This window comes from Streptomyces sporangiiformans (genome assembly GCF_005768555.2).
In the GTDB taxonomy this organism is placed as follows: domain Bacteria; phylum Actinomycetota; class Actinomycetes; order Streptomycetales; family Streptomycetaceae; genus Streptomyces; species Streptomyces sporangiiformans.
In genome coordinates this window covers 65,911-88,896 of record NZ_VCHX02000183.1, presented here as the reverse complement: position 1 = coordinate 88,896, position 22,986 = coordinate 65,911, and the positions used below count along the sequence as shown (strand labels likewise).

The 22,986-nt window shown below is 69.2% G+C and carries 25 protein-coding genes and 1 pseudogene; 12 read left to right on the top strand and 14 right to left on the bottom strand.

Translation table 11 applies throughout. From position 1 onward, the window contains the following. Window positions 1-60: 60 nt before the first annotated feature. From FGD71_RS34685 to FGD71_RS34675, 3 genes are all read left to right on the top strand, one after another. On the top strand, window positions 61-864 hold the full coding sequence (locus FGD71_RS34685; RefSeq protein WP_119104577.1) for a formylglycine-generating enzyme family protein: 804 nt from the start codon (window positions 61-63) through the stop codon (window positions 862-864). A 62-nt stretch (window positions 865-926) separates the two neighbouring features. Beyond that, complete coding sequence (locus tag FGD71_RS34680; protein ID WP_119104547.1) at window positions 927-1,898, top strand: ABC transporter substrate-binding protein; 972 nt, start codon at window positions 927-929, stop codon at window positions 1,896-1,898. 228 nt (window positions 1,899-2,126) lie between these two features. Then, window positions 2,127-2,957, top strand: coding sequence for a DMT family protein (locus FGD71_RS34675; protein ID WP_119104546.1), 831 nt, complete (start codon window positions 2,127-2,129; stop codon window positions 2,955-2,957). Between the two features lie 153 nt (window positions 2,958-3,110). Here FGD71_RS34675 and FGD71_RS34670 read toward each other — a convergent pair whose 3' ends face one another. The 6 genes from FGD71_RS34670 to FGD71_RS34645 form a co-directional block, all read right to left on the bottom strand. Further along, window positions 3,111-3,512 carry a hypothetical protein gene (locus tag FGD71_RS34670; protein ID WP_119104545.1) on the bottom strand — a complete coding sequence of 134 codons (402 nt, stop codon included), beginning with the start codon at window positions 3,510-3,512 and terminating at the stop codon, window positions 3,111-3,113. A gap of 62 nt (window positions 3,513-3,574) precedes the next feature. Continuing rightward, a complete protein-coding gene (locus tag FGD71_RS34665) occupies window positions 3,575-4,816 on the bottom strand; it encodes a SpoIIE family protein phosphatase (protein WP_119104544.1) in 1,242 nt (413 codons plus the stop codon). A gap of 137 nt (window positions 4,817-4,953) precedes the next feature. Next, the gene (locus FGD71_RS34660; protein ID WP_240436903.1) at window positions 4,954-5,154 is read right to left on the bottom strand and encodes a hypothetical protein; all 201 of its coding nucleotides are present in this window, start codon (window positions 5,152-5,154) and stop codon (window positions 4,954-4,956) included. A gap of 148 nt (window positions 5,155-5,302) precedes the next feature. Next, window positions 5,303-7,906 carry a YfhO family protein gene (locus FGD71_RS34655; RefSeq protein ID WP_140936011.1) on the bottom strand — a complete coding sequence of 868 codons (2,604 nt, stop codon included), beginning with the start codon at window positions 7,904-7,906 and terminating at the stop codon, window positions 5,303-5,305. Beyond that, window positions 7,903-8,274: a GtrA family protein gene (locus FGD71_RS34650; RefSeq protein WP_119104541.1), complete on the bottom strand. Its 372-nt coding sequence runs from the start codon at window positions 8,272-8,274 to the stop codon at window positions 7,903-7,905. The genes FGD71_RS34655 and FGD71_RS34650 overlap by 4 nt, the downstream gene beginning before the upstream one ends. Then, window positions 8,271-9,236 (bottom strand): glycosyltransferase family 2 protein, encoded by a 966-nt coding sequence (locus FGD71_RS34645; protein ID WP_420878376.1) that lies wholly within the window; start codon window positions 9,234-9,236, stop codon window positions 8,271-8,273. Before FGD71_RS34645 ends, FGD71_RS34650 begins: the two co-directional genes overlap by 4 nt. 134 nt (window positions 9,237-9,370) lie before the next feature. Here FGD71_RS34645 and FGD71_RS34640 point away from each other — a divergent pair, with 134 nt between their 5' ends. Both FGD71_RS34640 and FGD71_RS34635 read left to right on the top strand, forming a co-directional pair. Beyond that, the gene (locus FGD71_RS34640; RefSeq protein ID WP_119104539.1) at window positions 9,371-10,369 is read left to right on the top strand and encodes an inorganic phosphate transporter; all 999 of its coding nucleotides are present in this window, start codon (window positions 9,371-9,373) and stop codon (window positions 10,367-10,369) included. Window positions 10,370-10,388: 19 nt separating this feature from the next. Beyond that, window positions 10,389-10,985 carry a hypothetical protein gene (locus tag FGD71_RS34635; RefSeq protein WP_119104538.1) on the top strand — a complete coding sequence of 199 codons (597 nt, stop codon included), beginning with the start codon at window positions 10,389-10,391 and terminating at the stop codon, window positions 10,983-10,985. Window positions 10,986-11,095: 110 nt separating this feature from the next. Here the strand turns inward: FGD71_RS34635 and FGD71_RS34630 are convergent, their stop codons facing one another. Both FGD71_RS34630 and FGD71_RS34625 read right to left on the bottom strand, forming a co-directional pair. After that, window positions 11,096-11,437, bottom strand: coding sequence for a VOC family protein (locus FGD71_RS34630; protein WP_119104537.1), 342 nt, complete (start codon window positions 11,435-11,437; stop codon window positions 11,096-11,098). Window positions 11,438-11,467: 30 nt separating this feature from the next. Further along, window positions 11,468-11,953 carry a hypothetical protein gene (locus FGD71_RS34625; protein ID WP_119104536.1) on the bottom strand — a complete coding sequence of 162 codons (486 nt, stop codon included), beginning with the start codon at window positions 11,951-11,953 and terminating at the stop codon, window positions 11,468-11,470. A 200-nt stretch (window positions 11,954-12,153) separates the two neighbouring features. Here FGD71_RS34625 and FGD71_RS34620 point away from each other — a divergent pair, with 200 nt between their 5' ends. The 3 genes from FGD71_RS34620 (at window position 12,154) to FGD71_RS34610 (ending at window position 14,737) form a co-directional block, all read left to right on the top strand. Then, on the top strand, window positions 12,154-12,783 hold the full coding sequence (locus FGD71_RS34620) for a histidine phosphatase family protein (RefSeq protein ID WP_119104535.1): 630 nt from the start codon (window positions 12,154-12,156) through the stop codon (window positions 12,781-12,783). A gap of 194 nt (window positions 12,784-12,977) precedes the next feature. Continuing rightward, entirely contained in the window at window positions 12,978-14,159 is a 1,182-nt protein-coding gene (locus FGD71_RS34615) for a DUF418 domain-containing protein (RefSeq protein WP_119104534.1), read from the top strand. Between the two features lie 113 nt (window positions 14,160-14,272). Further along, window positions 14,273-14,737 carry a nuclear transport factor 2 family protein gene (locus tag FGD71_RS34610; protein WP_119104533.1) on the top strand — a complete coding sequence of 155 codons (465 nt, stop codon included), beginning with the start codon at window positions 14,273-14,275 and terminating at the stop codon, window positions 14,735-14,737. Window positions 14,738-14,801: 64 nt separating this feature from the next. On the opposite strand, the gene FGD71_RS34605 is transcribed toward FGD71_RS34610, so the two are convergent. The 3 genes from FGD71_RS34605 to FGD71_RS34595 all read right to left on the bottom strand — a co-directional run bounded on the left by FGD71_RS34605 (window position 14,802) and on the right by FGD71_RS34595 (window position 16,205). After that, on the bottom strand, window positions 14,802-15,179 hold the full coding sequence (locus tag FGD71_RS34605) for a DUF1304 domain-containing protein (protein ID WP_119104532.1): 378 nt from the start codon (window positions 15,177-15,179) through the stop codon (window positions 14,802-14,804). A gap of 61 nt (window positions 15,180-15,240) precedes the next feature. Beyond that, window positions 15,241-15,588 carry a VOC family protein gene (locus tag FGD71_RS34600; protein WP_119104531.1) on the bottom strand — a complete coding sequence of 116 codons (348 nt, stop codon included), beginning with the start codon at window positions 15,586-15,588 and terminating at the stop codon, window positions 15,241-15,243. Window positions 15,589-15,680: 92 nt separating this feature from the next. Further along, window positions 15,681-16,205: a hypothetical protein gene (locus FGD71_RS34595; protein ID WP_119104530.1), complete on the bottom strand. Its 525-nt coding sequence runs from the start codon at window positions 16,203-16,205 to the stop codon at window positions 15,681-15,683. 255 nt (window positions 16,206-16,460) lie between these two features. On the opposite strand from FGD71_RS34595, the gene FGD71_RS34590 reads away from it, so the two are divergent. Further along, on the top strand, window positions 16,461-17,591 hold the full coding sequence (locus tag FGD71_RS34590; protein WP_119104529.1) for a hypothetical protein: 1,131 nt from the start codon (window positions 16,461-16,463) through the stop codon (window positions 17,589-17,591). 90 nt (window positions 17,592-17,681) lie between these two features. Here FGD71_RS34590 and FGD71_RS34585 read toward each other — a convergent pair whose 3' ends face one another. Continuing rightward, window positions 17,682-18,524 (bottom strand): hypothetical protein, encoded by an 843-nt coding sequence (locus tag FGD71_RS34585; RefSeq protein ID WP_119104528.1) that lies wholly within the window; start codon window positions 18,522-18,524, stop codon window positions 17,682-17,684. Between the two features lie 175 nt (window positions 18,525-18,699). Between FGD71_RS34585 and FGD71_RS34580 the strand changes: the two genes are divergently transcribed. Both FGD71_RS34580 and FGD71_RS34575 read left to right on the top strand, forming a co-directional pair. After that, window positions 18,700-19,620, top strand: coding sequence for an alpha/beta hydrolase (locus tag FGD71_RS34580; RefSeq protein WP_420878375.1), 921 nt, complete (start codon window positions 18,700-18,702; stop codon window positions 19,618-19,620). Continuing rightward, on the top strand, window positions 19,529-20,737 hold the full coding sequence (locus tag FGD71_RS34575) for an IS256 family transposase (protein ID WP_240436908.1): 1,209 nt from the start codon (window positions 19,529-19,531) through the stop codon (window positions 20,735-20,737). The genes FGD71_RS34580 and FGD71_RS34575 overlap by 92 nt, the downstream gene beginning before the upstream one ends. Window positions 20,738-20,788: 51 nt before the next feature. Here the strand turns inward: FGD71_RS34575 and FGD71_RS34570 are convergent, their stop codons facing one another. Then, window positions 20,789-21,301, bottom strand: a complete 513-nt coding sequence (locus FGD71_RS34570; RefSeq protein WP_119104526.1) for a P-loop nucleotide/nucleoside kinase family protein — start codon at window positions 21,299-21,301, stop codon at window positions 20,789-20,791. A 124-nt stretch (window positions 21,302-21,425) separates the two neighbouring features. Here FGD71_RS34570 and FGD71_RS34565 point away from each other — a divergent pair. Beyond that, window positions 21,426-21,818 (top strand): annotated as a pseudogene (locus tag FGD71_RS34565) (alpha/beta hydrolase); the annotation flags it as partial. Window positions 21,819-22,102: 284 nt separating this feature from the next. Here FGD71_RS34565 and FGD71_RS34560 read toward each other — a convergent pair. Beyond that, window positions 22,103-22,909 carry a DinB family protein gene (locus FGD71_RS34560; protein ID WP_119104525.1) on the bottom strand — a complete coding sequence of 269 codons (807 nt, stop codon included), beginning with the start codon at window positions 22,907-22,909 and terminating at the stop codon, window positions 22,103-22,105. Between the last annotated feature and the right edge of the window lie 77 nt (window positions 22,910-22,986).

Sequence of the window (22,986 nt, the reverse complement as noted above, 5' to 3'; positions counted from 1 at the left end):
CGGCCGCCGGACCGGGCGGCGCTCCGACCGTCCGCGATCCGCCGGGCGACGCCCGAGGGCATGGTGGCCGTCCCCGCCGGCGAGTTCCTCATGGGAAGCGAGGACGCGCTCGCCTACCCGGCCGACGGGGAAGGCCCGGTGCGGACGGTGTACGCCGACGCGTTCTGGATGGACGCCTGCACGGTGTCCAACGCACAGTTCGCGCGCTTCGTCGCCGACACCGGGTACCGCACCTTGGCCGAGCGGATCGGCTGGTCGTTCGTCTTCGCCGGGTTGCTCCCCGACGACTTCCCGCCGACCCGGGGCGTGGTGGGCGCGCCCTGGTGGCGACAGGTGGAGGGCGCCGACTGGCGCCAACCCGACGGACCGCACTCCACCTGGGAGGACCGAGCGGATCATCCAGTCGTCCATGTCGACTGGGACGACGCCCGCTCCTACTGCGCCTGGGCCGGCAAACGCCTGCCCACCGAGGCGGAATGGGAACGTGCCGCCCGAGGGGGACTGCACGCGAAGGTGTTCCCCTGGGGCGACGAGTTCGAGCCGGGAGGCCGTCCCCGGATGAACGTGTGGCAGGGGGACTTCCCCCACCGGCACCCGACAGCCGACGGCTGGTACGGCACGTGTCCGGTCGATGCCTTCGAGCCCAACGGCTTCGGCCTGCACAATGCCACCGGCAACGTCTGGGAATGGTGCGAAGACCTCTTCTCCACCTCGCGCGACGAACAACAGCGCGTCACCAAGGGCGGCTCCTACCTGTGTCACGCGTCCTACTGCCGCCGCTACCGGGTCGCCGCGCGGCAGGGCCTCTTCCCGGACTCCGCAACCGGCAACGTGGGGTTCCGGTGCGCCCTGGACATGACGTGACCCCTTTCGACTCCATCACTCGGACAACGGCGCGACGCGCCCGGCGCACAAGGAGCAAGACCATGGCAAAGAGAGCAAGACGGTGGCGTCCCGGCGCGGCGGGGATGGCCGTACTCGGTCTCACCTTGACCGCCTGCGCTGGGGCGAAGGTCGGCGACGACTCCACCGCAGCGGACGGCAGTTCAGGCAAGTGCGGCACCTTCAACCTCGCGGTCAGCCCGTGGGTGGGCTACGAGGCCAACGCGGCGGTCGTCGCCTACGTCGCGGAGAAGGAACTCGGCTGCAAGGTCGTCAAGAAGGACCTGAAGGCGGAGATCAGCTGGCAGGGGTTCGAGACGGGCGAGGTCGACGCCGTCCTGGAGAACTGGGGCCACGAGGACCTGAAAAAGAAATACATCACCGAGCAGAAGATCGCCGTCAACCTCGGCGCGACCGGCAACAAGGGAATCATCGGCTGGTACATCCCCCCGTGGATCGCGAAGAAGTATCCGGACACCACCAACTGGAAGAACCTCAACAAGTACGCCTCGAAATTCAAGACCTCCGAGTCGGGCAGCAAGGGCCAGCTCCTCGACGGCGACCCGTCGTACCAGACCAACGACGAGTCCCTGGTGAAGAACCTGAAACTGGACTTCAAGGTGGTGTACGCGGGCAGCGAGACCGCGCTGATCCAAGCCTTCCGGGACGCCGAAAAGAACAAGAAGTGGGTGATCGGCTACTTCTACGAGCCACAGTGGTTCTTCTCGGAGGTGCCACTGGTCCACGTCGAGCTGCCCAAGCACACGGAGGGCTGCGACGCGGAGCCGGCGAAGGTCGCCTGCGACTACCCGGTGTTCGACCTCGACAAGATCGTCAGCACCCGGTTCGCGAAATCCGGCAGCCCGGCCTACGACCTGGTGAAGAACTTCACGTGGACCAACGACGACCAGAACACCGTCGCCAAGTACATCGCGCTCGACAAGATGACACCGGAGAAGGCGGCGAAGAAGTGGATCGACGCGAACCCCGACAAGGTCAAGGCCTGGCTCGGATAGAACCGGTCGACAGTCGTTCAGGACACTTACCGAATCACCCTTGGGGTATCTACGCGGTACGGCGTAGATACCCCAAGGGTGATTTTCGGCGAGTGCGAAGCAGAGCGCACGGCCGCCCCGCGCTGCGCCGCCGCGTCAGCCGACCCGAGCAGGGGCAGCCGCAGGGAGGTCGACGCCACACCCTGTCGCCTCACTGTTGACCCGTTGTCAGCCCATTAGCGTGCGGTCATGGCACTTGGGATGCTGCTCGCACTGTGCGCCGCCGTCTGCATGGGAACGGCGACCGTATTTCAGGCGCTCGGCGCGCGAGCGGTGACCGCCGGAGGACCGGGAGCGGCGGTGCGGGCCACGTGGCAGTGGCCCTTCCTCGTCGGGATCGGGCTCGACACACTGGGCTTCGGTGCCGAACTGCTCTCTTTGCGCTCGGTCCCGCTCTTCCTGGTCGAAGCGGCGGTCGCCGGATCCCTGGCGGTCACGGCCGTCGTCGCGGCGGGTGTGTTGCACATCCGGCTGCGGCAGGTGGAGTGGGCGGCCGTGGGCGGGGTCTGCTGCGGGCTCGCGCTGATGGCGATCGCGGCGGGCCGGGAGGCGAGCGGGGACGGCGACGACACCATGCGGCTGGCGGTGCTGGCAGGCTCGGTCGGGCTCGCGGTGGTGGGCTGGGCGGTGAGCGCCCGCGCCGGCGGCGTGCGCCACCGCGCCGCCGTGCTGGGCGGTATGGCGGGGGCCAGTTTCGGCGTGGTGGCCATCGCCGCGCGGTTGCTGCCTGGATTCACCGTGCCGGGAATCCTCATCGAACCCGCGGCGTACGCCGTGGTCATCTCCGGGATCTCCGGCTACCTGCTGTTGATCGACGCCCTCCAGTCCGGCTCGGTCACCGGCGCCACGGCGGCGATGGTCATCGGCCAGACCGTCTGGCCTGCCGTGTTCGGCATCGTCTGGCTGGGCGACTCGACCCGTCACGGGCTCGCACCGCTGGCGGCGGCCGGGTTCGCGATCTCGATCACCGGCGCGCTCGCGCTGGCCCGCTTCGGCGAGGCCGAACAGGCCACCGCGTAGCCGCCGTTCGCGCGGGCATCGAGCAGAGCGAGAGCCGGGCGGTGCGTGCCGGGCAGGTTCGGGAGCCTCGTCACTGCGCCCGCGATCGATGCCGGGTCACCGTGGTGTGCGCACGTTCAGCGCGCCTGTCACCCGAACTCGGCGCGATGGCCCTCAACGGCCGGGCGAAGCCGGGCCACGACGTGCGGCCACCGCATCGAAGAGGGTCCAGCCGTCCATCTCTTCGCCCGAGGGATGGTCGGGACGCCACCCGCGGGCCAGAGCCGCGTCGAGCAGGGCCCTGGCGGTGCCCGGCTCGTGCAGGTTCAGGGTTGTTCCGAGCGCGGTGCCGACTGCCCCGGAGGGCATGAGATACCCGTCCGGAACCAATCTGCCGGGGCCTGCCCGAAAGACGATGCGGAGCCGTCCGCGCGCTGTGAACAGGCGCAGGACGAGGGTTTCGCAGCAGTCCTCATACTGGCCGTCGCCCAGCGCGCGGTGGGTGTGGCTCAACGACCACAGGAAGGTCTCCCCGTCGACCACGAGACGCCGCGCCTTGGTTCCGCTGCGAGCCATTCGCCGATGGTAGCCGCAGTCGCACGACGGCCGACGGTCTACTTCTTACGGCCGCGTGATGGTCATAGCTGGACCACGATCAGGGCGATGTCGTCGCGAGCGCCGCCGCTGACGCCGAGGCGGGCCAACAGGGCGTCGGCCAGTTGGTCGGGGCTGAGGCGGGCATGCCGGGAGAGCGCGTCGGTGAGCCGGAAGAGGCCGGCGTCGATGTCCTCGCCGCGGCGTTCGATGAGGCCGTCGGTGTAGAGCACGAGCGTGTCGCCGGGGGTGTAGGGCAGGTCGGCCTGGGGGCGGGGGGTGTGTTCGGGGCGGGCGCCCAGCGGCGGGTCGGTGGCCTGCTCGAGCAGATGGCAGGTGCCGTCCTGGTGGACCAGTACGGGGGGCGGGTGGCCGGCGCTGCTGTAGGTGATGCGGTGAGCGTCGGTGTCGATGACGGCTTGGACCGCGGTGGTGGCCAGCGCACCTTCCACGGAGCGCGCGTACAGGCCCAGAACCTCGAGGGCCTTGGCGGGGCCTTCGAGGGCCCGGACGGCTGCGGACAGCGCGCTGCGGAGCATGCCCATGACGGCGGCGGCCTCCAGGCCGTGACCGACGACGTCGCCGACCGCGACGGCGAATCCGCCGTCGGGCAGGTTGGCCACGTCGTACCAGTCGCCGCACACGTTCAGCGACCCGGCGGCGGGCAGGTAGCGCACCGCTGTGTCCCGGTGCTGGGCCAGGTCGGGCGAGTGGAGCATGGCCTCCTGCAAGGTGACGGCGACCTGGCGGTCTCGGGCATGAGTCTGGCGCAGTTCCTCGTTCAGCCGCTGGAGCTCGCTCGCCCGCGCGTACAGTTCCGCCTCCAGCGCCTCCCGGTCGCTGAGCCACCCACCGTCTCTCGGGCGCGCCGGATGGGAGAGGACGAAGGCGGTCACGTCCTCCACCCGGTGGATGATCCATGCCACCTGCCCGTCCGGCCCGAGCACGGGGGTGTTGATGGGGGACCACCACCGCTCTTCGAACGCACTGGGACGGTCGGCGACGGGAATGTCGTACTTCTGCACGGCCATCGTGTCCGGCTCCTTGGAGCGCAGGACCCGGTGCAGAGAAGCGTTCAGGTTGCGCACCCCGTCGGCCCCGGGATCCGCCGGATTGTCGGGGAAAGCGTCGAAGAGGTACTTACCGAGCAGGTCCTCCCGAGTGCGGGCGGTCGCCCGGCAGTACGCCGCGTTGACGCCGACGATCACCAGGTCGGGGCCCAGCACCAGGTAGGGGCTGGGGGTGGCGGCGAACAGCGCCTCGAAGTCGATCAGCGGTGCCGTCATACGTCTTCCGATCCCGTCCCCGCTTCGGCGACGTCCCTCGGCCGTTCCTCACCCATCCCGGATGTTCCGCCGGAGCCGCTGGAGCGTCCGTCCCTACGGGAAAAATGCCTGATCGGCGTCCCCCTGCACATTCCGCGTCACCAGACACACCCGACGTCCAGAATCTCCACCACGTCGCCGCGGACGGTGTACACGAGCCAGCAGGAGTCACTGAAGGCCGCGGCCAGGGTGGGAGCCGGCGGCTTCGGGATCTCGGACACTGCGTCGATGAGCAAGATGATCTCTTGGTGCGCATCGCCCGGGACGTCGAACAGCACATCGGCAGCTCGCTTCACCATTTCTACCCGCATTGCGCACCCCCGGGGCGGCAGGAGCAACACGGCGCCGCGGAGCCCCGAGCTCCGCTTGGGCCTGTGCAGTACTACTGCCAGGGTCTCTCGACCTGTCCGGACACGCACCTTCCGCGCCGGCGCGGGGACAGGGCGATCACAGGGACTTTCCCGTCGGCGTACTTTCCCGTGCCGAGCCGGTGCGGGTGGTATCGACGCGCCGCCGCCATGTTCGGCCCCCGCCGTCCGCTGGGCGGCGCCCGTGGGCGTATCGCCACGCCGACAGAAACAGCAGCAGCACTGCGGCGCCCGCGCTCGCGGCCGTCGCCAGGCGCAGACCAGGTGGTCGGAAAACGCAGTGGAGTTCGTGCTCGGACGCGTCCGGCAGGGGGACCGCCAGCAGACCCAAGCGGCTGTGCGGGGAACGCATCGGGCCGCCGTCCACTGCGCACCGCCAGCCCGGCGTACGCGCGGTGGCGACGACGGCCGTGCCCGACGAACCGGCAGGGAGCGCGGCCCGCACACTGTGACCGCCCGCCGCGACGTGCGTGGCGCCCCGGGACCGCAGCTCCGCGATCGCGCGCCGCAGCTTGCCCGGGTCCAGGCAGCCCAGTGGCGAGTGCGGCAGCTCGGTGTCCCTGAAGACTTTTCCGACAGTGACGGTGACGCGGCCGTCCGCCGGGACGGTGCCGAGCGGCTTGGTGGCCGTCGCCTTCTCCGGATAGTCGCCCCACATCCGTACGGACTTCCCCCCGGGCCCCGAGAGCAGGGCATCGGTCCAAGGCCCGTCGACGTAGAGACGGCTGCCGGGGCGGCACCGCGCGGTGATGCGGTACGGGGTGCCCGCGGCGGTCAGCCGGTACGGGCCCCCCGCGCGCAGCCGGGGCGGGCCGTCGGCAGCCGCGCCGTCCGGACCGGTGAAGGTGATCCGCGGCAGCTCGTACACCTCCTGCCCCAAGACGGCCTGCTGGTGGAGGAACGTGGAGGAACCGGCCGGTGGGCGGGGCGTGTCGCGCGGCTGGACGGTCACCAGCGGTGGCGCGGGGAAGCGTTCGACACGCACCTGCCCCGGGCCGTCGGCGTGCCGGACCCTGGCGCCGACGGAGAAGATCGCGTCGGCGACGGGGTTGTCCTGGGGGATCAGATGGCGGCCGTGCATGGTCCAGGAGTAGCCCAGGCGTCGCATGAGCCGTGCGGTCTGCCGCGGCAGGTAACTGCTGTAGTAGGACGGGCCCTCGCTGTCGAGGAGTTGCGGGTCGTTGTTGACGATCTCGGCCGGTCCGGTGTCGGTGCGATGGGCGGGCCAGCCGCCGACGCGGGCGACGGCCTCGTATACGGCGTCGTGCCGAGCACCCCAGGTGGGCTTGGGGGCGAAGAAGGCGAGTTTGTCGCGCTGTTCATCGACGGCGACAGCACTGGCCGCGGACTCGGCGAGTACCACCGCGGTGAGCGCGGCGGCGGTCAGCGGCCGCGGCAGAGGGCCGCCGCCGCGCTCGCGGGCGAGCAGCAGCAGGAGCGCGAGGGTGAGGCCGCCCGAGCCGAGGACCACGAGCCAGGTGAGGGGACTCACGCCGTTCTCGTCCCGTACGGAGGCGGCGGCGATGACGCATGTGACCGCACCGGCGGCGAGCAGCGGCCCGGGCCGAGGCCGGTGGGCCAGGCAGAGCCAGGCGACGGACACCAGCAGACCGGTGAGGACGAGCGTCGCGCGGTACGGACTGCCGTTGGGCTGAGTGAGGCCGTACCAGACCCTGACCGTGGGCAGCCAGCAGAAGGAGGCGGCGACGGCGAGCAGCGCCACGCACCACGCGGTCCGCGTCCGAGCACGGATGTGCCTGCTGAGAGGGAAGGCGAGCGCCAGCAGCAGCGCGAGCATGCCCACGAAGAACCGGGGCAGACTGCCGAAGGCTCGCTGTGCGGGCAGCAGCTGCAGCAGATACCCCAGCGGCGACGGAGGGTTGTAGGGCAGGGCGGGCATTGACTGGGCGTTGGCGGCGGCCAGATACGAGGGCCAGATCACGGGCGCCGCGAGCGCCGTACCGAGCGTGAAGGCAAGCGTCGCGCGACCGGCGAACCGCATCGTCTCCGTCCGGCTCCACTCGTGCGTGGCCCAGAGCACGACGCCGACGACGGCCGTCCCGGCCAGGGCCATCAGCGAGGTGTAGGCATTGCCGGCCCATGCCAGTCCCACCATCGGAGCCGCCCACAGCCAGCCACGCTCCCGGGTGCAGCGGTCGAGTGCCAGCAGCATCAGCGGGAATGCCGTCAGACCCCACAGCCACATCGGGTCGAAGGCGCCGTCGTTGAGCGTCCAGCCGGACAGTCCGTACGCGGCACCCAGCAGGCCCGCCTGCCACCAGGGGCCGGGCCGTAGCCGTCGCAGCCACAGCACCATGACCGCCGAGCCCAGCCCGATGCTCAGACATGCGCCCGTGTAGACGCCCAGGTCGACCAGCCGCCGCGGGAAGGCCGCGACGAGCAGCGAGAACGGGTTACTGAGAAAACTGACGAACTCCGCCCAGTACGGCACCCCGAAGGCGCTGTTCCAGTTGAAGAAGAGATCGCCGGACGACGTGCCGTGCAGCAGGTCCCACAGGTGGGCGTGGAAGGGCACGAACTGGTTGCCGAGGTCGTTCACGGCGCGCGAGCGCTCCCCGAAGGGGTACGTGCCGCGCACCACGCCCGACATCAGGAAGGCCGCCATGGCGACCGTTGCGCCCAGGCCCGCGCCGAGCCCATGTCCGGCTCCCGGGCTCCTCACGGTCTGCCTGCCGGCACCAGGATGCGGCGGGCGACCAGGAAGGTGACGGGGATCGCGCCGAGGGCGGCGATCAGCGGGGCGATGCGCGGATCCATGCCGAGGACGGACACCATCGCGTACACCCCGGCCGTGGTCAGGAGAAGGTTCGTGGCGTTCGTCAGCGGGAACAGCAGGAACTTCTGCCAGCTGGGGCTGGTGCGGTAGGTGAAGCGTACGTTCATGAAGAAGGAGCCGATCATGCTCAGCAGGGTCGCCAGGATGTGCCCGGCCAGATAGGGCACCCACAGGCACAGCAGCCGGTAGATGACGTAGTACGTCGCGGTGTTGACGGCCCCGACGAGCGCGAAGCGCACGAGCTGTCCCTTCACGAGGAGCGCGTCCGCAACGCGGACGGATGGGCGACGTCCGAGGGGTCCCCGGGCGTGCGCTCGCTCACCAGGTAGTGCGGCCGCTGCTTGCACTCGTTGTAGACCCGGCCGACGTATTCGCCGATGAGGCCGAGCAGCACCATCTGCATCCCGCCGAAGCCGGTGATCGCGACGACGAGGGTGACGTACCCAGGTGCGGTGACCCCGCCGATGAGGACGGTCCCGACCGTCCAGGCGGCGTACGCGAGTGCCAGGCCGGCGAGTACGAGTCCGACGTGGATGGCCAGTCGCAGCGGGCGGGTGTTGAAGGACACCACACCGTCCACCGCGTAGTTGAGGAGCTTGCGGTAGTTCCACTTGCTGCTGCCGCCGGCGCGCGGGGTGTCCGTGTAGTCGAAGAAGACGGTGCTGAAGCCGATCCAGGAGAACAGGCCTTTGGAGAAGCGGTTGCGCTCACCCAGGTCCAGCAGCGCGTCCACGGCGCGGCGCGACAGCAGGCGGAAGTCGCCGGCGCCGTCGATCAACTCGACGTCGGCCCAGTGGTTGACGAGCCGGTAGTAGCCGCGGCTCAGGAGGGTCCGCAACGGGCCGTCATGTTCCCGGGAGCGGCGCGCGACGACTTGGTCGAAGCCCTCGCGCTGGAGGTCGAGCATCCGGCGGAGCAAGCGGGGCGGGTGCTGGAGGTCGGAGTCCATGATGGCGATGTGGTCTCCGGTGCACTCGCGCAGGCCCGCCAGCAGGCCGGCCTCCTTGCCGAAGTTCCGCGAGAGGGACAGATAGCGGACACGGCGGTCGCGGAAGGCGAATGCGCGCAGCAACGACAGGGTGCCGTCGGTGGAGCCGTCGTCGACGAACACCACCTCGTACGGCTCCTGGAGTTCGTCGAGCTGTGCGTGGAGTTCGTCGTTGAAGGCCTCAAGGACCTGTTCCTCGTTGAAACAGGGCACCACCACTGACAACACTCCGTGCTCCTCCGACGCCGCAGCCGTCCCCATCGCGCACTGTACGTGATGTCATAGTTTGCTCTGGTATTAGCGAGCTCCGAACGGTCGAATGACCGCTCCGGGCGGGCCGACAACGGGAAGGTGATCCGGGCGTGGAGATCACCCTGGTGCTGCTGATCATCTTTGTGGGATTGGTGTTCGACTTCACCAATGGTTTCCACGACGCGGCGAACGCCATCGCCACGTCCATCTCCACCCGCGCCCTCACCCCGCGCATCGCACTGGCGATGGCCGCGGTGATGAACTTCGCCGGTGCCTTCCTGGGCACCGAGGTCGCCAAGACCGTCGGCAGCGGCATCATCGGCGCCCCGCACGGGACCTCCGGACTGACACTGGTGCTGTGCGCGCTGGTCGGCGCGATCGCCTGGAACGTCTTCACCTGGTGGAAAGGGCTGCCCACCTCGTCCTCCCAGGCCCTGATCGGGGCCCTGGTCGGCGCCGCCATGGCCGCGTCCGGCACCGTGTACTGGAGCGGAGTGGTCGACAAGGTCATCCTGCCGATGATCCTGTCGCCACTGGTCGGTGTCGCTCTGGGCTACACCCTGCACCTGGCGATCCTGTGGACCTTCCGCAAGGCCTCGCCCCGCCGCACCACCCGCCGTTTCCGGATGGCCCAGACCGTCTCCGCCTCGGCGATGGCCCTGGGGCACGGACTGCAGGACGCCCAGAAGACCATGGGCGTGATCGTCCTCGCACTCGTGACCGCGGGCTGGCAGGACGACTTCAGCGTGCCGCTGTGGGTGGTCGCCGCGGTGGCCGCCGCCATGGCAGCCGGCACCTACAGCGGCGGACGCCGGATCATCACCACCCTCGGGCTGCGCATCACCCAACTGGACCCGCCGCGCGGCTTCGCCGCGGAAACCGCGGCCGCCACGGTCCTCTACATCACCGCCTTCGTGCTGAAGGCGCCGATCTCCACCACCCAGACGATCACCGCCGCCATCCTGGGGGCCGGCGCCACGCGGCGTGCTTCCGCCGTTCGCTGGGGAGTCGCCCGCACCATCGTCGCCGCCTGGATCCTCACCTTCCCAGGAGCCGGACTGCCCGCCGCGGCGCTCTATCTGCTCGTTCACGCCCTCACCGGGCTGTGACCCCTCCCGGAGGCCCACCATGCCCACCCCCTGGCCACCCCCTGCTCCGCCACCGGACGACCTGCCGGGACCCGGCCGATTCACCCACCTGCACCCGGACAGCGGAGCCTGCCTGATGGAAACGGCCTCGCTCCTGGCCACGGGCCGCTTCACGGACAGCCCACCCGGCACACATCCGGTCCTCGCGGCACTGGCCCGGGTAATCAACGACAGCGTCGACGACGCCGCCCGTGCCGCACTCCGGCCGCTGGCCGCGGATCTCGCCCACGCCTACCCACCCGGCCGCACCTACGGGCCCTGGCTCATCGGCGGCCTCCTGGACGCGGCCCAGCGGGCACGACCGCGGTCGAGGCGACTGCGGCGCAGACGCTCGGCGTGCCGTCGGCGGATCGCCCGAATCACCCGCTCCCGAGTCCCCGCCCCGCTCGCCCGCGCGGCGGACGCCCTGTGGTGGCGCGGCCCCGGACACCACCACCTTGAACACGCGCTCCGAGTCCTGGTCGCGTTCCCGGACGCCGACCAGCGGCTGGTCCTGCTTCTCACCGACGCCGTGGCACACGCTGCGGCCGCCACTCGATCCCCATCGTCCGAGCCCGCCCTCCCACTGACTCTGTGAGGACCGCATCCGGCATCGAGGCATCAGCTCATGGCGGACCTGGACACAGGAGCTGCGGACCAAGGGCGTGGACTCCGACTGACGCTACGTCACCACGGAGGCTGGTTCGGTCAGAGTGGAGCGCCGCCGAACTCGATCTCGTTTCCGTCCGGATCCTGGTACTTGGCCTTGCGCACGCCGTTCGGGTAGGTCTCGCGCTTCGTGGGCTCGAGTCCCCGGTCAGCGATTTGGGCGACGAGGGTATCGAGGTCGTCGACGAAGATGGTGTGCATGGCGTGGCCCGCGCGCCCGGGGCGCTGTTCGATGAACACCGACCGATGTTCCGCGAGTTCCCATACGGCCTCCGTGTCGCTCGCGACGAACGTGGGCGGGGAACCGAGCAGCCGTTGGTACCAGGCGAGCGCTGACGCGTAGTCGCTGACCGGGATGCCCGCAAACAGGTCGACAGCCATGCCGCAATGATAGGTCCGGCGACTCCACAGTCATCCGGCGTGCTGGTCGCCCTGGCGTATCCGAACGGTGGCGGCGGCGCGAACGCGCCGCGTTCTGCCCTCGCGGGCGAGGAGGATGAGTGCGTCGGATGCGGTGACCATGTCGGTGGCCTTGCGCTGGAGCCAGTCGGACGCGGTGGTGAGTTCTTCGGCGGTCCAGGGTTCGCCCAGGGTGACCGATCTCAGCAGGGCCCATTCGCGCAGACGCCGCTTGAGGAACTCTCGCTCACCGATCACGGTGGCCAAGTCCCGCTCCCAGCTGGCGAATTGAGGATCCGACAGTAACTGGGCTGCCCGCCGGTCCACATGCCGGACCACCGCGGATTGAGCCATGGTCGCGTCCGGGTCGCGTAAGACCTCGGCCACCAGCTCCACCTCGTCCTCCGCAGCCACCGCGGCCAGGTCCTGCAGGTAGCGGGCAAAACGCTGATGCTCGTCTCCGTCAGGCTGTCCATTGGTGACGCGCCGACCGGTCATGTGGCGGTTCCTTCCCGGGGTTCGACCAGCTGACCGCGCCCAAGCGTGCCTGAGCGCCTGCATGTCTGCCTGTCTGCGTGCCTGCGCGCATGGCGCCGCCGCTTGACGGCTTCGGTACAAACACTCAACAGGAGACGGGCCGCACAGGCACTCAGGGTCCGTCGGGGGAGTACCACCACCTACGAGGAAGGCACGCACTGATGCGCAGCATGTACGTCATCGCTCATCCGGAGGCGACGCACCACATCGAGAGGGTGGTCGGCGGGTGGCACGATTCGCACCTCACCCCGACCGGCAGGCGCGCGGCGGCCTCCATCGCCCGGGCGTTACGAGCCGGGATCCCCGACGGCGCCGAAGTCGAGCTGATCTCCTCGGATCTGCGGCGTGCCCGGCAGACGGCTGATGAGGCGGCCGAACTGTTCGGTGTGAAGCCGATTCTGGATCGCAGACTGCGGGAGAAGTCCTACGGAGAAGCGGAGGGAAGACCGCAGGAGTGGCTGGACCGGCGGTTCGTCCCACCACCCGCTGTCGGGGATCGCATGGGACACCATGAGGGCGTGCGCGGCGCCGAGACCAGAGCGGAGTGCGCACAGCGCGTCTACGCGGCCATGGACGAGATCCTGCGGCGCACATGCGAGCACCAGATCATCGTGACGCATGGTTTCGCCCTGACGTTCGTCGTGGCGTCCTGGATCAAAATGCCGTACGAGTCGCTGGGCTCGGTCAGTTTTCGGGCGCCCTCCGGCAGCATCACCGTGCTGCGCGAAGACGACTTCTTCCACAACCGTCAAGTCGTCAGCCTCGGTGACACCCGCCACCTCGACACGTGACCGAGCGGCAGACGGGACACACGCCGCTCGGCACCGGCCGACGTCGGCGCCGACAAGCCCCAGGTGCACTCACCCGCGTCTGGATATCCACCGAAGGACGGAAGATGTCGTACCGACGTCTGCATCCTTCGGTGTACGGCAAGTTCGGCACTAGTCACGAAGATTCGGCCCCATGCCGCCGTGACGATGAATTCATGGCGGACACAGACACCAAAGCCCTGCGCGCATCGGCATCCTCACCCACCGGACGACGGCTCGCCCTGCTCGACGTACTGCGCGGGGCGGCCATCCTCGGCACGCTCATGACCAACGTATGGATCTTCACCGCTCCGGGCGCGGAGTGGGGAATCCTGCAGTCCGGTACAGCCGAGGCGTCCTTCGGGTCGTTCCCGGAGGTCGCCGAGAGCATGTTCCGTCTGCTCGCGGACGGTAAGTTCCTGTCGCTGCTGACGATTCTGTTCGGCGTTGGGCTGGCCATCCAGTACGCCTCGGCCGCGCGGCGTGGGCAGCCGTGGCCGGGCCGCTACCGGTGGCGGGCGCTGTTCCTGTTCGGCGAAGGCACGTTGCACTTCGTGCTGGTCTTCGCATGGGACGTGCTGATGGGGTACGCGGTCACCGCGCTGCTCGTGGCCTGGCTGCTGACCCGCTCGGAGGCGGCGCGGCGGCGGGTGATGTGGTGGGCCGCGGGAGTACACCTGGCGCTGATCGGCCTGCTGACGGTGGCGCTTGGCCTGGTCGACGCGGAGGACGGCGCGGTCTCCCAGGAGGTCGTCGACCTGTACGCGCACGGCAGTTACCTGGACCAGATCGCCTTCCGGCTGGAGAACGCGGTCGCGCTGCGTATGGAGCCGGTGCTGACCTTCTTCCTGTTGGTGTTCCTCTTCCTGCTGGGCGTACGGCTGTTCCGGGCGGGGGCGTTCGGCGCGGACGAGCGGGGGCGCCGTCTGCGCTCCCGCATGCTGGTCTGGGGCCTGGGCCTCGGGCTCCCGCTCAACGTGGCGGTGGCCCTGGGCGGCCCGGACCTGTTCCTACTGGGCCGCTACGGTGCCGCGCCGCTGCTGGCCGTCGGGTACATCGGGCTGATCGGTGCGCTGGTGGACCGGGCGCGGCGACCGGGCCCGCTGACGGCAGGGCTCACATCCGTCGGCCGGACGGCACTGTCCGGATACGTCCTCCAGAACGTGCTGTGCGTGCTCGTCTCGTACGGCATCGGCCTGGGCCTGGCGGAACGGCTCGGCGACGCCGGGCGGCCATGGTGGGTGATGGGGCTGTGGGCGGTTGTGTGTCTGGTGCTGATGGTGGGCTCCACGCTGTGGCTGCGGCGGTTCTCGACGGGGCCACTGGAGGCGGTGCAAAAGTGGGCCCTGCGCCGCTGAGGCGTCCGCCGTCGCATGTGGGTCATGCATCGGCAGTGCCGGCTCACCGAGGGGTACCGCTCGATGTCCGATTGCCGCCGGCGTGGCCGCACTTGATTGATCAGGCTTGCGGCATGACGAATTCAACTGCGACGGACTCGGTGGCCATCCTCACTGGCATGTATGCGGCCGAGGCGGAGTACCTGGCGGCCGGAGGCCCGGGCGAGGGTCCGTTCGACCTGCTGGCCCCCTTCTTCGCTCCCGATGTCGTGCTGCATCAAGCCGATGGTCTGCCCTATGGCGGAACGTGGCGTGGGCACGAGGGCCTGGAGAGGTTCTTCCTTGCGATGAGTCAGGTGTGGGAAACGTTCGACATGGCGGAGCAGGACTTCCTTGCCACCGGTGAGACTGCGGTGGTGCTCACCGAGGTCCGTGCTCGCGCACGTGCCACTGGCCGCGAGCTCACCTTCCCGATTGTGCAGACGATCAGCGTGAAGGACGGGAGGATCTGTGAAGTCCGCCCGTTCTACTGGGACACGGCGGCCATCGCCGACGCCTGTGTGGCGTCGACTCCGGCTGCCCCGAGCCCGACGGCGTGACGTTGGCGGTAGTCGGTCTTCGTCGAACTTCGGCGGTTGCCGGCGGCTCGACGACGAACTCGGATCAGAGCAGGGCCGCCGCCAACAGGGCGATCGCCGGGGGCAGTCCCTGGCCCAGGGCGCCGCGCCACAAGCGAGGGAAGGAGGCCACGAAGACGATCGCGGAGGCGATCAGGAAGGCGCACAGGTAGACGATCAGGGTGTCGCCGACCGTGGAGTCGCCAGTGTGCTGTGCGACGACCCCAGCGACGAGGCCGAGGCCGAGGAGGATGTTGTAGACGGCAACACCCGAGCGCCACAGGGTGACTTCGGGTGCGTCGGCGGTTGAGGTAGTGAGGAGAACGCGGACCGCGGGACGATCGTAGAAGAAGCGTTCCAGGGTTCCGACGGCGATGTGGGTCACAGCCGCGATCAGGGCGAAGACCTGGGTCACGAGGTTCACGGTCCGGAGTGTCCGCCTCTGCTGGGAAATCGGCAAGAGCGCGCGTCGGAACCCGCGATCGTCAGCGGTGACTCAGCACGTTGACCACCCGGCCGTTGGGGTCACGGACAAAGAACCGGCGCACTCCCCACTCCTCGTCCTGCAAGGGATGCACGATCTCGGCGCCGCTCTCCCGCATGACCGCGTAGGCCGCGTCCACATCGTCCACCTCGACGCTCAGGTCGGGCACGACTGGCGCGGTCTTGTCGTGGCTCATGAAGGTGACTTGCGCCGTGGGGTTGGATGGAGAGGCGAGCGTCATCACCCAGCCATGGTTCATGACCTCCTCGAACCCCAGGAGGCCGAAGAAGTCCCGGCTCTCCTCCATGGCCTCAGATCGGATGTCGGGCATGACCCGGCGGATGGACATGGGCGACTCCTGCTGTCAGGCGTGAGCAAACGTGTCTCTGATTCTCTCCAGAGGCGTTCCCGTCGCAACACACACTCGCGCATCAGGCCGTCCTAGCGCGTCGCCTGCCGTACGGACGAATAGAGGAACTGGTCCTCCCCGAGAGGCTGGTCGTCGACTTCGCCTTGCCACAGCAGTAAGCCGTGCCGCCGCTCCCAGCGGGCGGCGTACGCGGCCCTGGTGAGCCACGGTGGTGCGAACATCAGCGGGCAGAGGGCGAGCATGCGATCCCATAGGAAAGCGCCGAGCAGCGCTGAGACCACCATGAAGGCGAAGAGGATTCCGTTGACGCTGCCCCGAAGCTCCGATCCGGGCGTGGGCAGGACCGCGTCGGGGTTCTCCAGCGGTACAGCGGTGTCGAACTCGTGCCCCTCGCCCACCCACTTCAGTCGGGAACAGGTGAGCAACCCCCACGCCGCTCCGAACGCGCCAAGGAAAGCGAAGGAGGCGAGGGTCTTCCCCAGGCCGGCCTCGAACTCCGGAGCTCCGCGCACACTGAAGGCGACCGCCGAGCTGACAGCCGCCGCACACACCGCAACGAAGGAACACATCAGCTCGTAGTGGACGTATCTGACCACGATTTCTCCCCCTGGCCCCCGTCCCCCGATGGCCGGCGCCCATCCCACTATGCCTCACGGTGACGAGACCCGCCCCATGACGGCATTCGCCTTCTGAGGTGAAGAAGCGAACACGCAGTAGGTGCAGAAAGGTAACGGCCGCAACCCCTGCCGCTGTCCGGCCGCTCTACACCAGCATGCACAGGATCATGTGTGGCGACGGGGACGCTCTGCGGCCACGGACCGGGGACTTGGGCTGAACATGAGGTGGGGAGTATGTACGTGAACCCGCGCATGGCCAAGGTCAACGCGGCGCTCGCCGTGTTGTTGCTCCTGTTCGTCTCCGTGGTGGCCCTGCGCGCCGTGATCGGCCCTGATTTGGCCTGGAGGTACGACAAGGTCCTCAAAGACACGGGCGGACTGTCCGGAGTCGTGGCGACCGCCGCCGACGACATCTGGGTGTCGGGCAACGGCTTCCTCCTGCACTACGACGGCACGGGCTGGCAGCGCCGTCCCATGCCCACGGGGTTCGGCCACAGCGTGGACAACGCTCGCCTCGACGCAGTGGACTCCGGTGGACTCCTGCTGACCGCGAGGCTGGCGGATGAAGACACGTGGCGGATGGCCCACTGGGACGGCACACGCTGGACGGCGCTGCCCAAGCTCCCCAACGGCCACCGCGCCATGAATGTGCGGGCTCTCGCCGCGGACGACATCTGGGCCCTCGACGGCGAGGCATACCACTGGGACGGCACCCGCTGGACTGCCGCGGAACTGCCCATCGTCGTCAGTGCACTTGACGGCCTAGCGTCCGACGACCTGTGGGCGGTCGGCTACACGGACATCGACGAGAACAGCGACCGGGGGCCGGAACTCACCCAGCCGGCCGCCGCGCACTGGGACGGCCGCGCCTGGAAGCTCGTACCCACACCGGACTACCACTTCCCGGAGCCGGCACCGGCCGAGCCGGGGGCCGATCTCACCAACGTCGTCGTTCGGGCGAAGGACGACGTACGTGCCTATGGCGAGCACACCTACAACCCTGGCGAGGAGGGCTACGAACCCGACTTCGAGGACATTCGGCTGCGCTGGAACGGCACCCGCTGGACCAAACTGCCGAACGCGAAGGGAGCGTGTGCCGACCGCGGCCACGAGGTCCGCGACGGTGACCGCGGGGCGGTCCTCAGCGCCCGCCGGTACCTCACCGCGGACGGCGACTGCGAAGGGATCTCGTCCTCAGAGCTGCCGAGCACCGGCGGGATCAGGTCCAGCGCGAAGCAGTCGCTCTGGGTGAACGCCATCACCGCCGTCCCGGGCACCGACAAGATCCTCGGCGTCGGCCAGGTCGACGTCTCCCAGGGCGGGAATCCCACGAGCAGATCCGTGATCGTCAGCCTGAAGCGCTGAAGGCCGCTTCACCTGGACCTTCACCTGGACCTTCGCCTCGACCGTGAAAGGCCGCGTGCTGGGGGCACGGTGCGGGGCCGCGGGCGCCCCTCAGTTCTCCCCGCCGTTCAGGAGGTCGGCATAGCCGCGGGTCTGCTCGGACGCGTTGCGGTGCCAGTCGGCCTGAGTGCGGTGTTCCTCTGCCAGGGAGGGCTCGGCGGTGACGAGTTGGTCGTAGACGGTGGCGATCTCGTCGTGCACCGTCGCGATGGCGAGCCGGTTGGCGCGCACCGCATCCGCGTGCCCGCGGTAAGCGGCGAGCATCACGTGGGGGTCGTCGACGGACGAGTGGGCCGCAGGTCCCTGGGCATGCAGAGTGCTGTACTGGTCGTTGAGCTTCTTGGCCTGCGCGTCCAGGTCCGTACGCCGGGTGTGCAGGGCGGAGCCGCGGCTGCGCAGGCTGGCCTCGTACGCGTGAGAGCCGGGGAAGCGGACCGCGTCCAGGCCTGACGTGATCGCTTGCGGCCGGTCGGGGCGCAGCCTGGCGTACAAGGCATCGGCTTCCGCTGCCACTTCGAGCGTCTTCAAGTCCGGCGGCAGCGCGCTGCGCCCGGTGGCCGCCCAGGCGTGAACGTCGCCGTACCACTTCTCGTGGGCGGACTGCCGGGTGATGCCGGCGGCCTCACCGATCTGGTACCACGTCGTGCCGCGCTCGCGCTCGGCGACCACCGCCTCACGCACCACATCCTCCATGCGGCGCTGCAGTTGCAGGGCGGTGCGGAGCAGATCGCCGGGCGAGGGGTCCGGGTCGACCGGCACGGCATCGAGGGCGGCCTCGACGAGTTGACGGAGGGTGAGAGCAAGGGCGACGCGGGACTCGTCGCGAGGGGACAGCCTGTGGAGCTCGTATGCCGCCGGAGCGGAGGAGGCAGAGGCGTCTGCAGCATCGGTCACGCTGTCAGGGTATCCCTGACATCCTGTTCATGTCAGGGATACCCTGACGAATCGCCATCGTCGGAACCAGCGCTTCTGGAACGGCACGAACGTCAGCGCGGTGTTGCCAAGTACACCGGTGGGCGGGTGGACAGGGCCATGGTGGCGGGGCAAGGGCGTTCATAGCCTCGTCGGCATGGCTGACAACGACAGCAAGGGCGGCGCGAGTGCCGCAGGCAGCATGGGCACACCGGGCACGGTTCCGGACGCGGCCGGACCCTCGCGGCGGCACGCACTGCGGCGGCTCGCGACGGCGGCCGGCGGTGCCGCGCTCGCCGTCGGCTTCGGCACGCAGGCCGCTCGGGCCACCGATGCCGGCGGGACCGGGGGAGGGGGAATCGGGGGCGGGCGGACGTACGTCCTCGTCCATGGCACGCACAGCGCCGGTGCGTTCTGGAGCGCGATCGGCAGGGAGCTGGCGCTGCGCGGTCACCGCGTCGTCGCGGTGGACCAGCCGTTGCACGGCACTGAGAGGTTCGTACCGAAGGCGTATCAGACGCAGGATCCGGGGGCTCTCGCCACGGAGCCCTCGCCGGTCGCCGCGCTCACGCTGGACGACTTCGAGCGGCGCGTCACCAACGCCGTACGCCGCGCCGCGCGGCTCGGCGCTCCCGTGGTCCTGGTCGGGCACAGCATGGGAGGCCTCTCGGTGAACAGGGTCGCCAACGCCGTACCCGAACTCCTCGCGCACATCTGCTACATGGCCGCCTTCTGCCCGAGCCGGAGCATGCCCTCCCTGAACGCCTGTGCGGCCTCGCCCGAAGGGCAGCGCGCCATCAGCCCGGTGGACCAGGTCATGAGCAATGCTCATGACCTGTGGATCGGCCTCGGGCTGGACGCGAAGGGCGTACCTTCCCGAGTGATCGACTTCTGGTCATCGAGTAGGCCGACGTTGCACCGTCGGTCGGGAAGGCACGCCCGTGCTGAGCGTAGTGAACGCCGAGGGAACGACCGAGACCGGCTCCCTGATCGACGACATCGTCCGCGACGGCGCGAGGCGGATGCTGGCCGCCGCCCTGGAAGCCGAAGTCAACGCCTACATAGCCGAGTTGACTGATCAGCGTGACGAGCACGGGCGCCGCCTGGTGGTCCGCAACGGCTACCACCAGCCGAGGAAGGTCACCACCGCGGCCGGATCGGTGGAGGTGAAGGCCCCGAGGGTGAACGACAAGCGCGTCGACGAGGCCACCGGCGAGCGCAAGCGGTTCTCCTCGGCCATCCTGCCGCCCTGGTGCCGTAAGTCCCCGAAGATCAGCGAAGTGCTGCCCCTGCTCTATCTCCATGGCCTGTCCTCCGGCGACTTCGTGCCTGCGCTGGAGCAGTTCCTCGGCTCGGCGGCTGGCCTCTCACCCGCGACGGTCACCCGGCTCACCCAGCAATGGCAGGCCGACCACCAGGCGTTCGGGGAGCGCGAGCTGTCTGCCAGCGACTACGTCTACGTGTGGGCCGACGGCATCCACCTGCGCATACGCCTGCGGGAGGCCAAGTCATGCGTGCTCGTGCTGATGGGCGTTCGCGCGGACGGCACCAAGGAGCTGATCGCGATGAGCGACGGCTACCGCGAATCTGCCGACTCCTGGGCAGATCTCCTGCGCGACTGTGCTCGGCGAGGGATGCGCGCTCCCCTTCTCGCGGTCGGCGATGGGGCGCTTGGATTCTGGAAGGCCCTGGCCGAGGTCTTCCCCGAGACGCGCCATCAAAGATGCTGGGTTCACAAGATCGCCAATGTCGCGAACGCCCTGCCGAAGTCCGCCCAGCCCGGTGCGAAGAAAGCCCTGCAGGAGATCTACAACGCCGAGGACCGTGAGCACGCCGTGAGGGCGGTCGGAGCGTTCGCCAAGACCTACGGGACGAAGTTCCCCAAGGCCGTCAAGAAGATCACCGACGACGTGGACGAGCTGCTGGCGTTCTACGACTTTCCCGCTGAGCACTGGATCCATCTGCGGACCACGAATCCGATCGAGTCGACCTTCGCCACCGTCCGCCTGCGCACGAAGGTCACCAAGGGCGCCGGCAGCGCGGCCGCCGCCCTGGCCATGGTCTTCAAGCTCGTCGAGTCCGCCCAGGCCCGCTGGCGGGCCGTGAACGCACCTCACCTCGTCGCCCTCGTCCGCGCCGGAGCCCGCTTCGAACGCGGCCACCTCGTCGAACGCCCCGAAGCCCACGCAGCCTGAACTACCCCACGATCCAGAGATCTTGCCTACTGATCTCGCATCAACTGAGGATCAGGCTGTCGCGGAGAGGAACCCGAGGGTCGTCGCAACGTTCGACGACAAGTCGGTCATCGTATCCAGCACCAACCGGTGATCGGCCCATGAGGCGAAATCCTCCCGCAGACGTTGCACGACCTCCCACGTCGGCTCAGCGAAGCCCTCGATCCCCCGGGACCGGTTCTCCAACCGACGGCGGTGCACCAACGGATCCGAGCACACCACCTCGATGAACACCGCCGGCACACCATGACGATCCGCCAGCGACCGCCACTGTCCCCGCGCCGCTTCCACGGCGTTGACCGCATCGACGATCACGGTTTGGCCCATGCCGAGCACACCATCGGCCACGGCCTCGGCCACGACATACGCCGCCAGGCCCGTGGGCTGGTCACGGGCCACCCCCGCACGCCACATCGCCGCCTCGATCGGGTCCACGGACACGACCGGAGCAGCCAGCTTGCGCCCCAACGCCTCGGCGACCGAACTCTTCCCCGCACCGGGCAGACCCGCCATCGCGATCAACATGACGACACCCTCGCACGCCCGACCGAACCGCCGGCCATCAACGCCCGGACGGCGTAGGCATCCGCATCCCCAGTCATCAAGTCACGCGACGACATCCACAGGAATTGACAATTACTCCCAGGTCATCGGCGACCCGGAGAAGCTGGGTGTGCTGCGCCTCAACTGGCGTACCTCCAGCCGCCGTGACCTCGCGTTGTTCAAGGAGATGATCTGCGCGGACCACACGGACGGGGCGTTCCTGCGGGTGCTGGAAGGCATGCAGACGGACGAGTCATTGACGGCGTACGAGGGCCGGGCCGTCGGGCGTGCGGGCACGTGGGGACGGATTCCCCGTACGTACCTGCGGCTCGGCAAGGACAGGACCGTTGCCGCGGAGCTCCAGGACCGCATGATTGCGGAAGCCGACGAACTCACCCCGGACAACCGCTTCACCGTCCACAACTTCCCCCGCTCCGGGCACCTCGGTCCCCCGGATACTGCCCGCGTGACGGATCTCCTCCACGGCCTGCGTCTGTAGCCGCGGCTCACCACTGAGCGGCTCACCACTGAGCGGCGCACCACTGAGCGGCGCACCACTGAGCGGGGCGGCTCAACGGGGCGGGCTCTGCGTCGTCACGCGTGCCCGCCTCGCCGCCCTCGCCCAGCAACTCAACCGGCCCTCGTCCGCACTGAGCGCCCGTCAGGATCGGTTCGGGGACAAGAACACGACGATGTCCGTCTCGTTCCCGGGCAGAGGGTCAGGCTCGTGCCAGCCGATGCCGCTGCGGTAGAACGCGAGGGTGTCGTACGCCTGGTTCCATGTCAGCAGCCACGCTCGGCCGCCGACCGCGGTGGCGGCGAGTACTCGAGGACGGCCAGGTCGCGCTCGGCGTACATGCGGTGCCACCACTCCTCGTTGAGGACGATCAGCAGGCACTCGCGAACCAGGAAGGTCTCGCCCTCGTCCGGCCACCCTGGACCCACGAGCGGCTCGGTCCAGCTGTCGAGCTGCTTGTCGGTCAGGCCGTCGACCACGCGCCGCATCATCCCCATCGCTTCCAGCCGCAAGTCGAGCGCCTCGTCCAGCGACGGTCGAGCGTCACGGTCGTGCGGTACTCCCGGCCGGGGACCCATCTGGTCCCACGGCAGGGACAGCGGATGCCACGGGCTGGAATCGCGCAGGACGCAGCGGCCGACCCATGACTCCGTCGCGAACGCGAGATGGCGCAGGGTCTGGATGAACGACCACTCGCCGTCGACCGACTCGTGCAGCATCTCCGGGGGCAGCCGACTCGCCCGCGTGACAGTCGACTCCCACAGCCGCTCGTTGAGGTCCCAGGCCTCCTGGAACCCTTCGGGGGTGGTCGGGCGGAACTTGGGGCGGTCAGGGTGTCGGCGGTCCAGTTCGGCCTCCACCAACGGCGCGACATCGACCCCGTTGATGACGAGGCCCTGGATCTCGCCGTCGATGGTGGTGTCGACCATCTCGACACCGCGCATCACGACCTGGTTGAGCGCACACGCCCGGAACGTCGCCCCGTTGAGGCTCACCGTGGTGAACCGCGCCCCCGCCATGTCCGCGCACTCGAACTCCTTGCCGCGAAGGCCGGTGAAGTCACTGTCGCTCATGGCGGTCAGACTAGGGCCGGAGTGCTGCCACCGGACCCGGTGAGGACCGCCTTCATTCCCAGGGTGCGAGTGCCCTT

Coding starts and splice junctions, on each gene's coding strand:
- FGD71_RS34660 (WP_240436903.1), bottom strand. CDS start 5,154: ATGGTGAAGCGAGCTGCCGATGTGCTGTTCGACGTCCCGGGCGATGCG.
- FGD71_RS34570 (WP_119104526.1), bottom strand. CDS start 21,301: ATGTTGATCGCGATGGCGGGTCTGCCCGGTGCGGGGAAGAGTTCGGTC.
- FGD71_RS34610 (WP_119104533.1), top strand. CDS start 14,273: ATGACGAATTCAACTGCGACGGACTCGGTGGCCATCCTCACTGGCATG.
- FGD71_RS34675 (WP_119104546.1), top strand. CDS start 2,127: ATGGCACTTGGGATGCTGCTCGCACTGTGCGCCGCCGTCTGCATGGGA.
- FGD71_RS34685 (WP_119104577.1), top strand. CDS start 61: ATGGTGGCCGTCCCCGCCGGCGAGTTCCTCATGGGAAGCGAGGACGCG.
- FGD71_RS34670 (WP_119104545.1), bottom strand. CDS start 3,512: ATGGCTCGCAGCGGAACCAAGGCGCGGCGTCTCGTGGTCGACGGGGAG.
- FGD71_RS34590 (WP_119104529.1), top strand. CDS start 16,461: ATGTACGTGAACCCGCGCATGGCCAAGGTCAACGCGGCGCTCGCCGTG.
- FGD71_RS34635 (WP_119104538.1), top strand. CDS start 10,389: ATGCCCACCCCCTGGCCACCCCCTGCTCCGCCACCGGACGACCTGCCG.
- FGD71_RS34620 (WP_119104535.1), top strand. CDS start 12,154: ATGCGCAGCATGTACGTCATCGCTCATCCGGAGGCGACGCACCACATC.
- FGD71_RS34560 (WP_119104525.1), bottom strand. CDS start 22,909: ATGAGCGACAGTGACTTCACCGGCCTTCGCGGCAAGGAGTTCGAGTGC.
- FGD71_RS34680 (WP_119104547.1), top strand. CDS start 927: ATGGCAAAGAGAGCAAGACGGTGGCGTCCCGGCGCGGCGGGGATGGCC.
- FGD71_RS34625 (WP_119104536.1), bottom strand. CDS start 11,953: ATGACCGGTCGGCGCGTCACCAATGGACAGCCTGACGGAGACGAGCAT.
- FGD71_RS34600 (WP_119104531.1), bottom strand. CDS start 15,588: ATGTCCATCCGCCGGGTCATGCCCGACATCCGATCTGAGGCCATGGAG.
- FGD71_RS34615 (WP_119104534.1), top strand. CDS start 12,978: ATGGCGGACACAGACACCAAAGCCCTGCGCGCATCGGCATCCTCACCC.
- FGD71_RS34580 (WP_420878375.1), top strand. CDS start 18,700: ATGGCTGACAACGACAGCAAGGGCGGCGCGAGTGCCGCAGGCAGCATG.
- FGD71_RS34665 (WP_119104544.1), bottom strand. CDS start 4,816: ATGACGGCACCGCTGATCGACTTCGAGGCGCTGTTCGCCGCCACCCCC.
- FGD71_RS34630 (WP_119104537.1), bottom strand. CDS start 11,437: ATGGCTGTCGACCTGTTTGCGGGCATCCCGGTCAGCGACTACGCGTCA.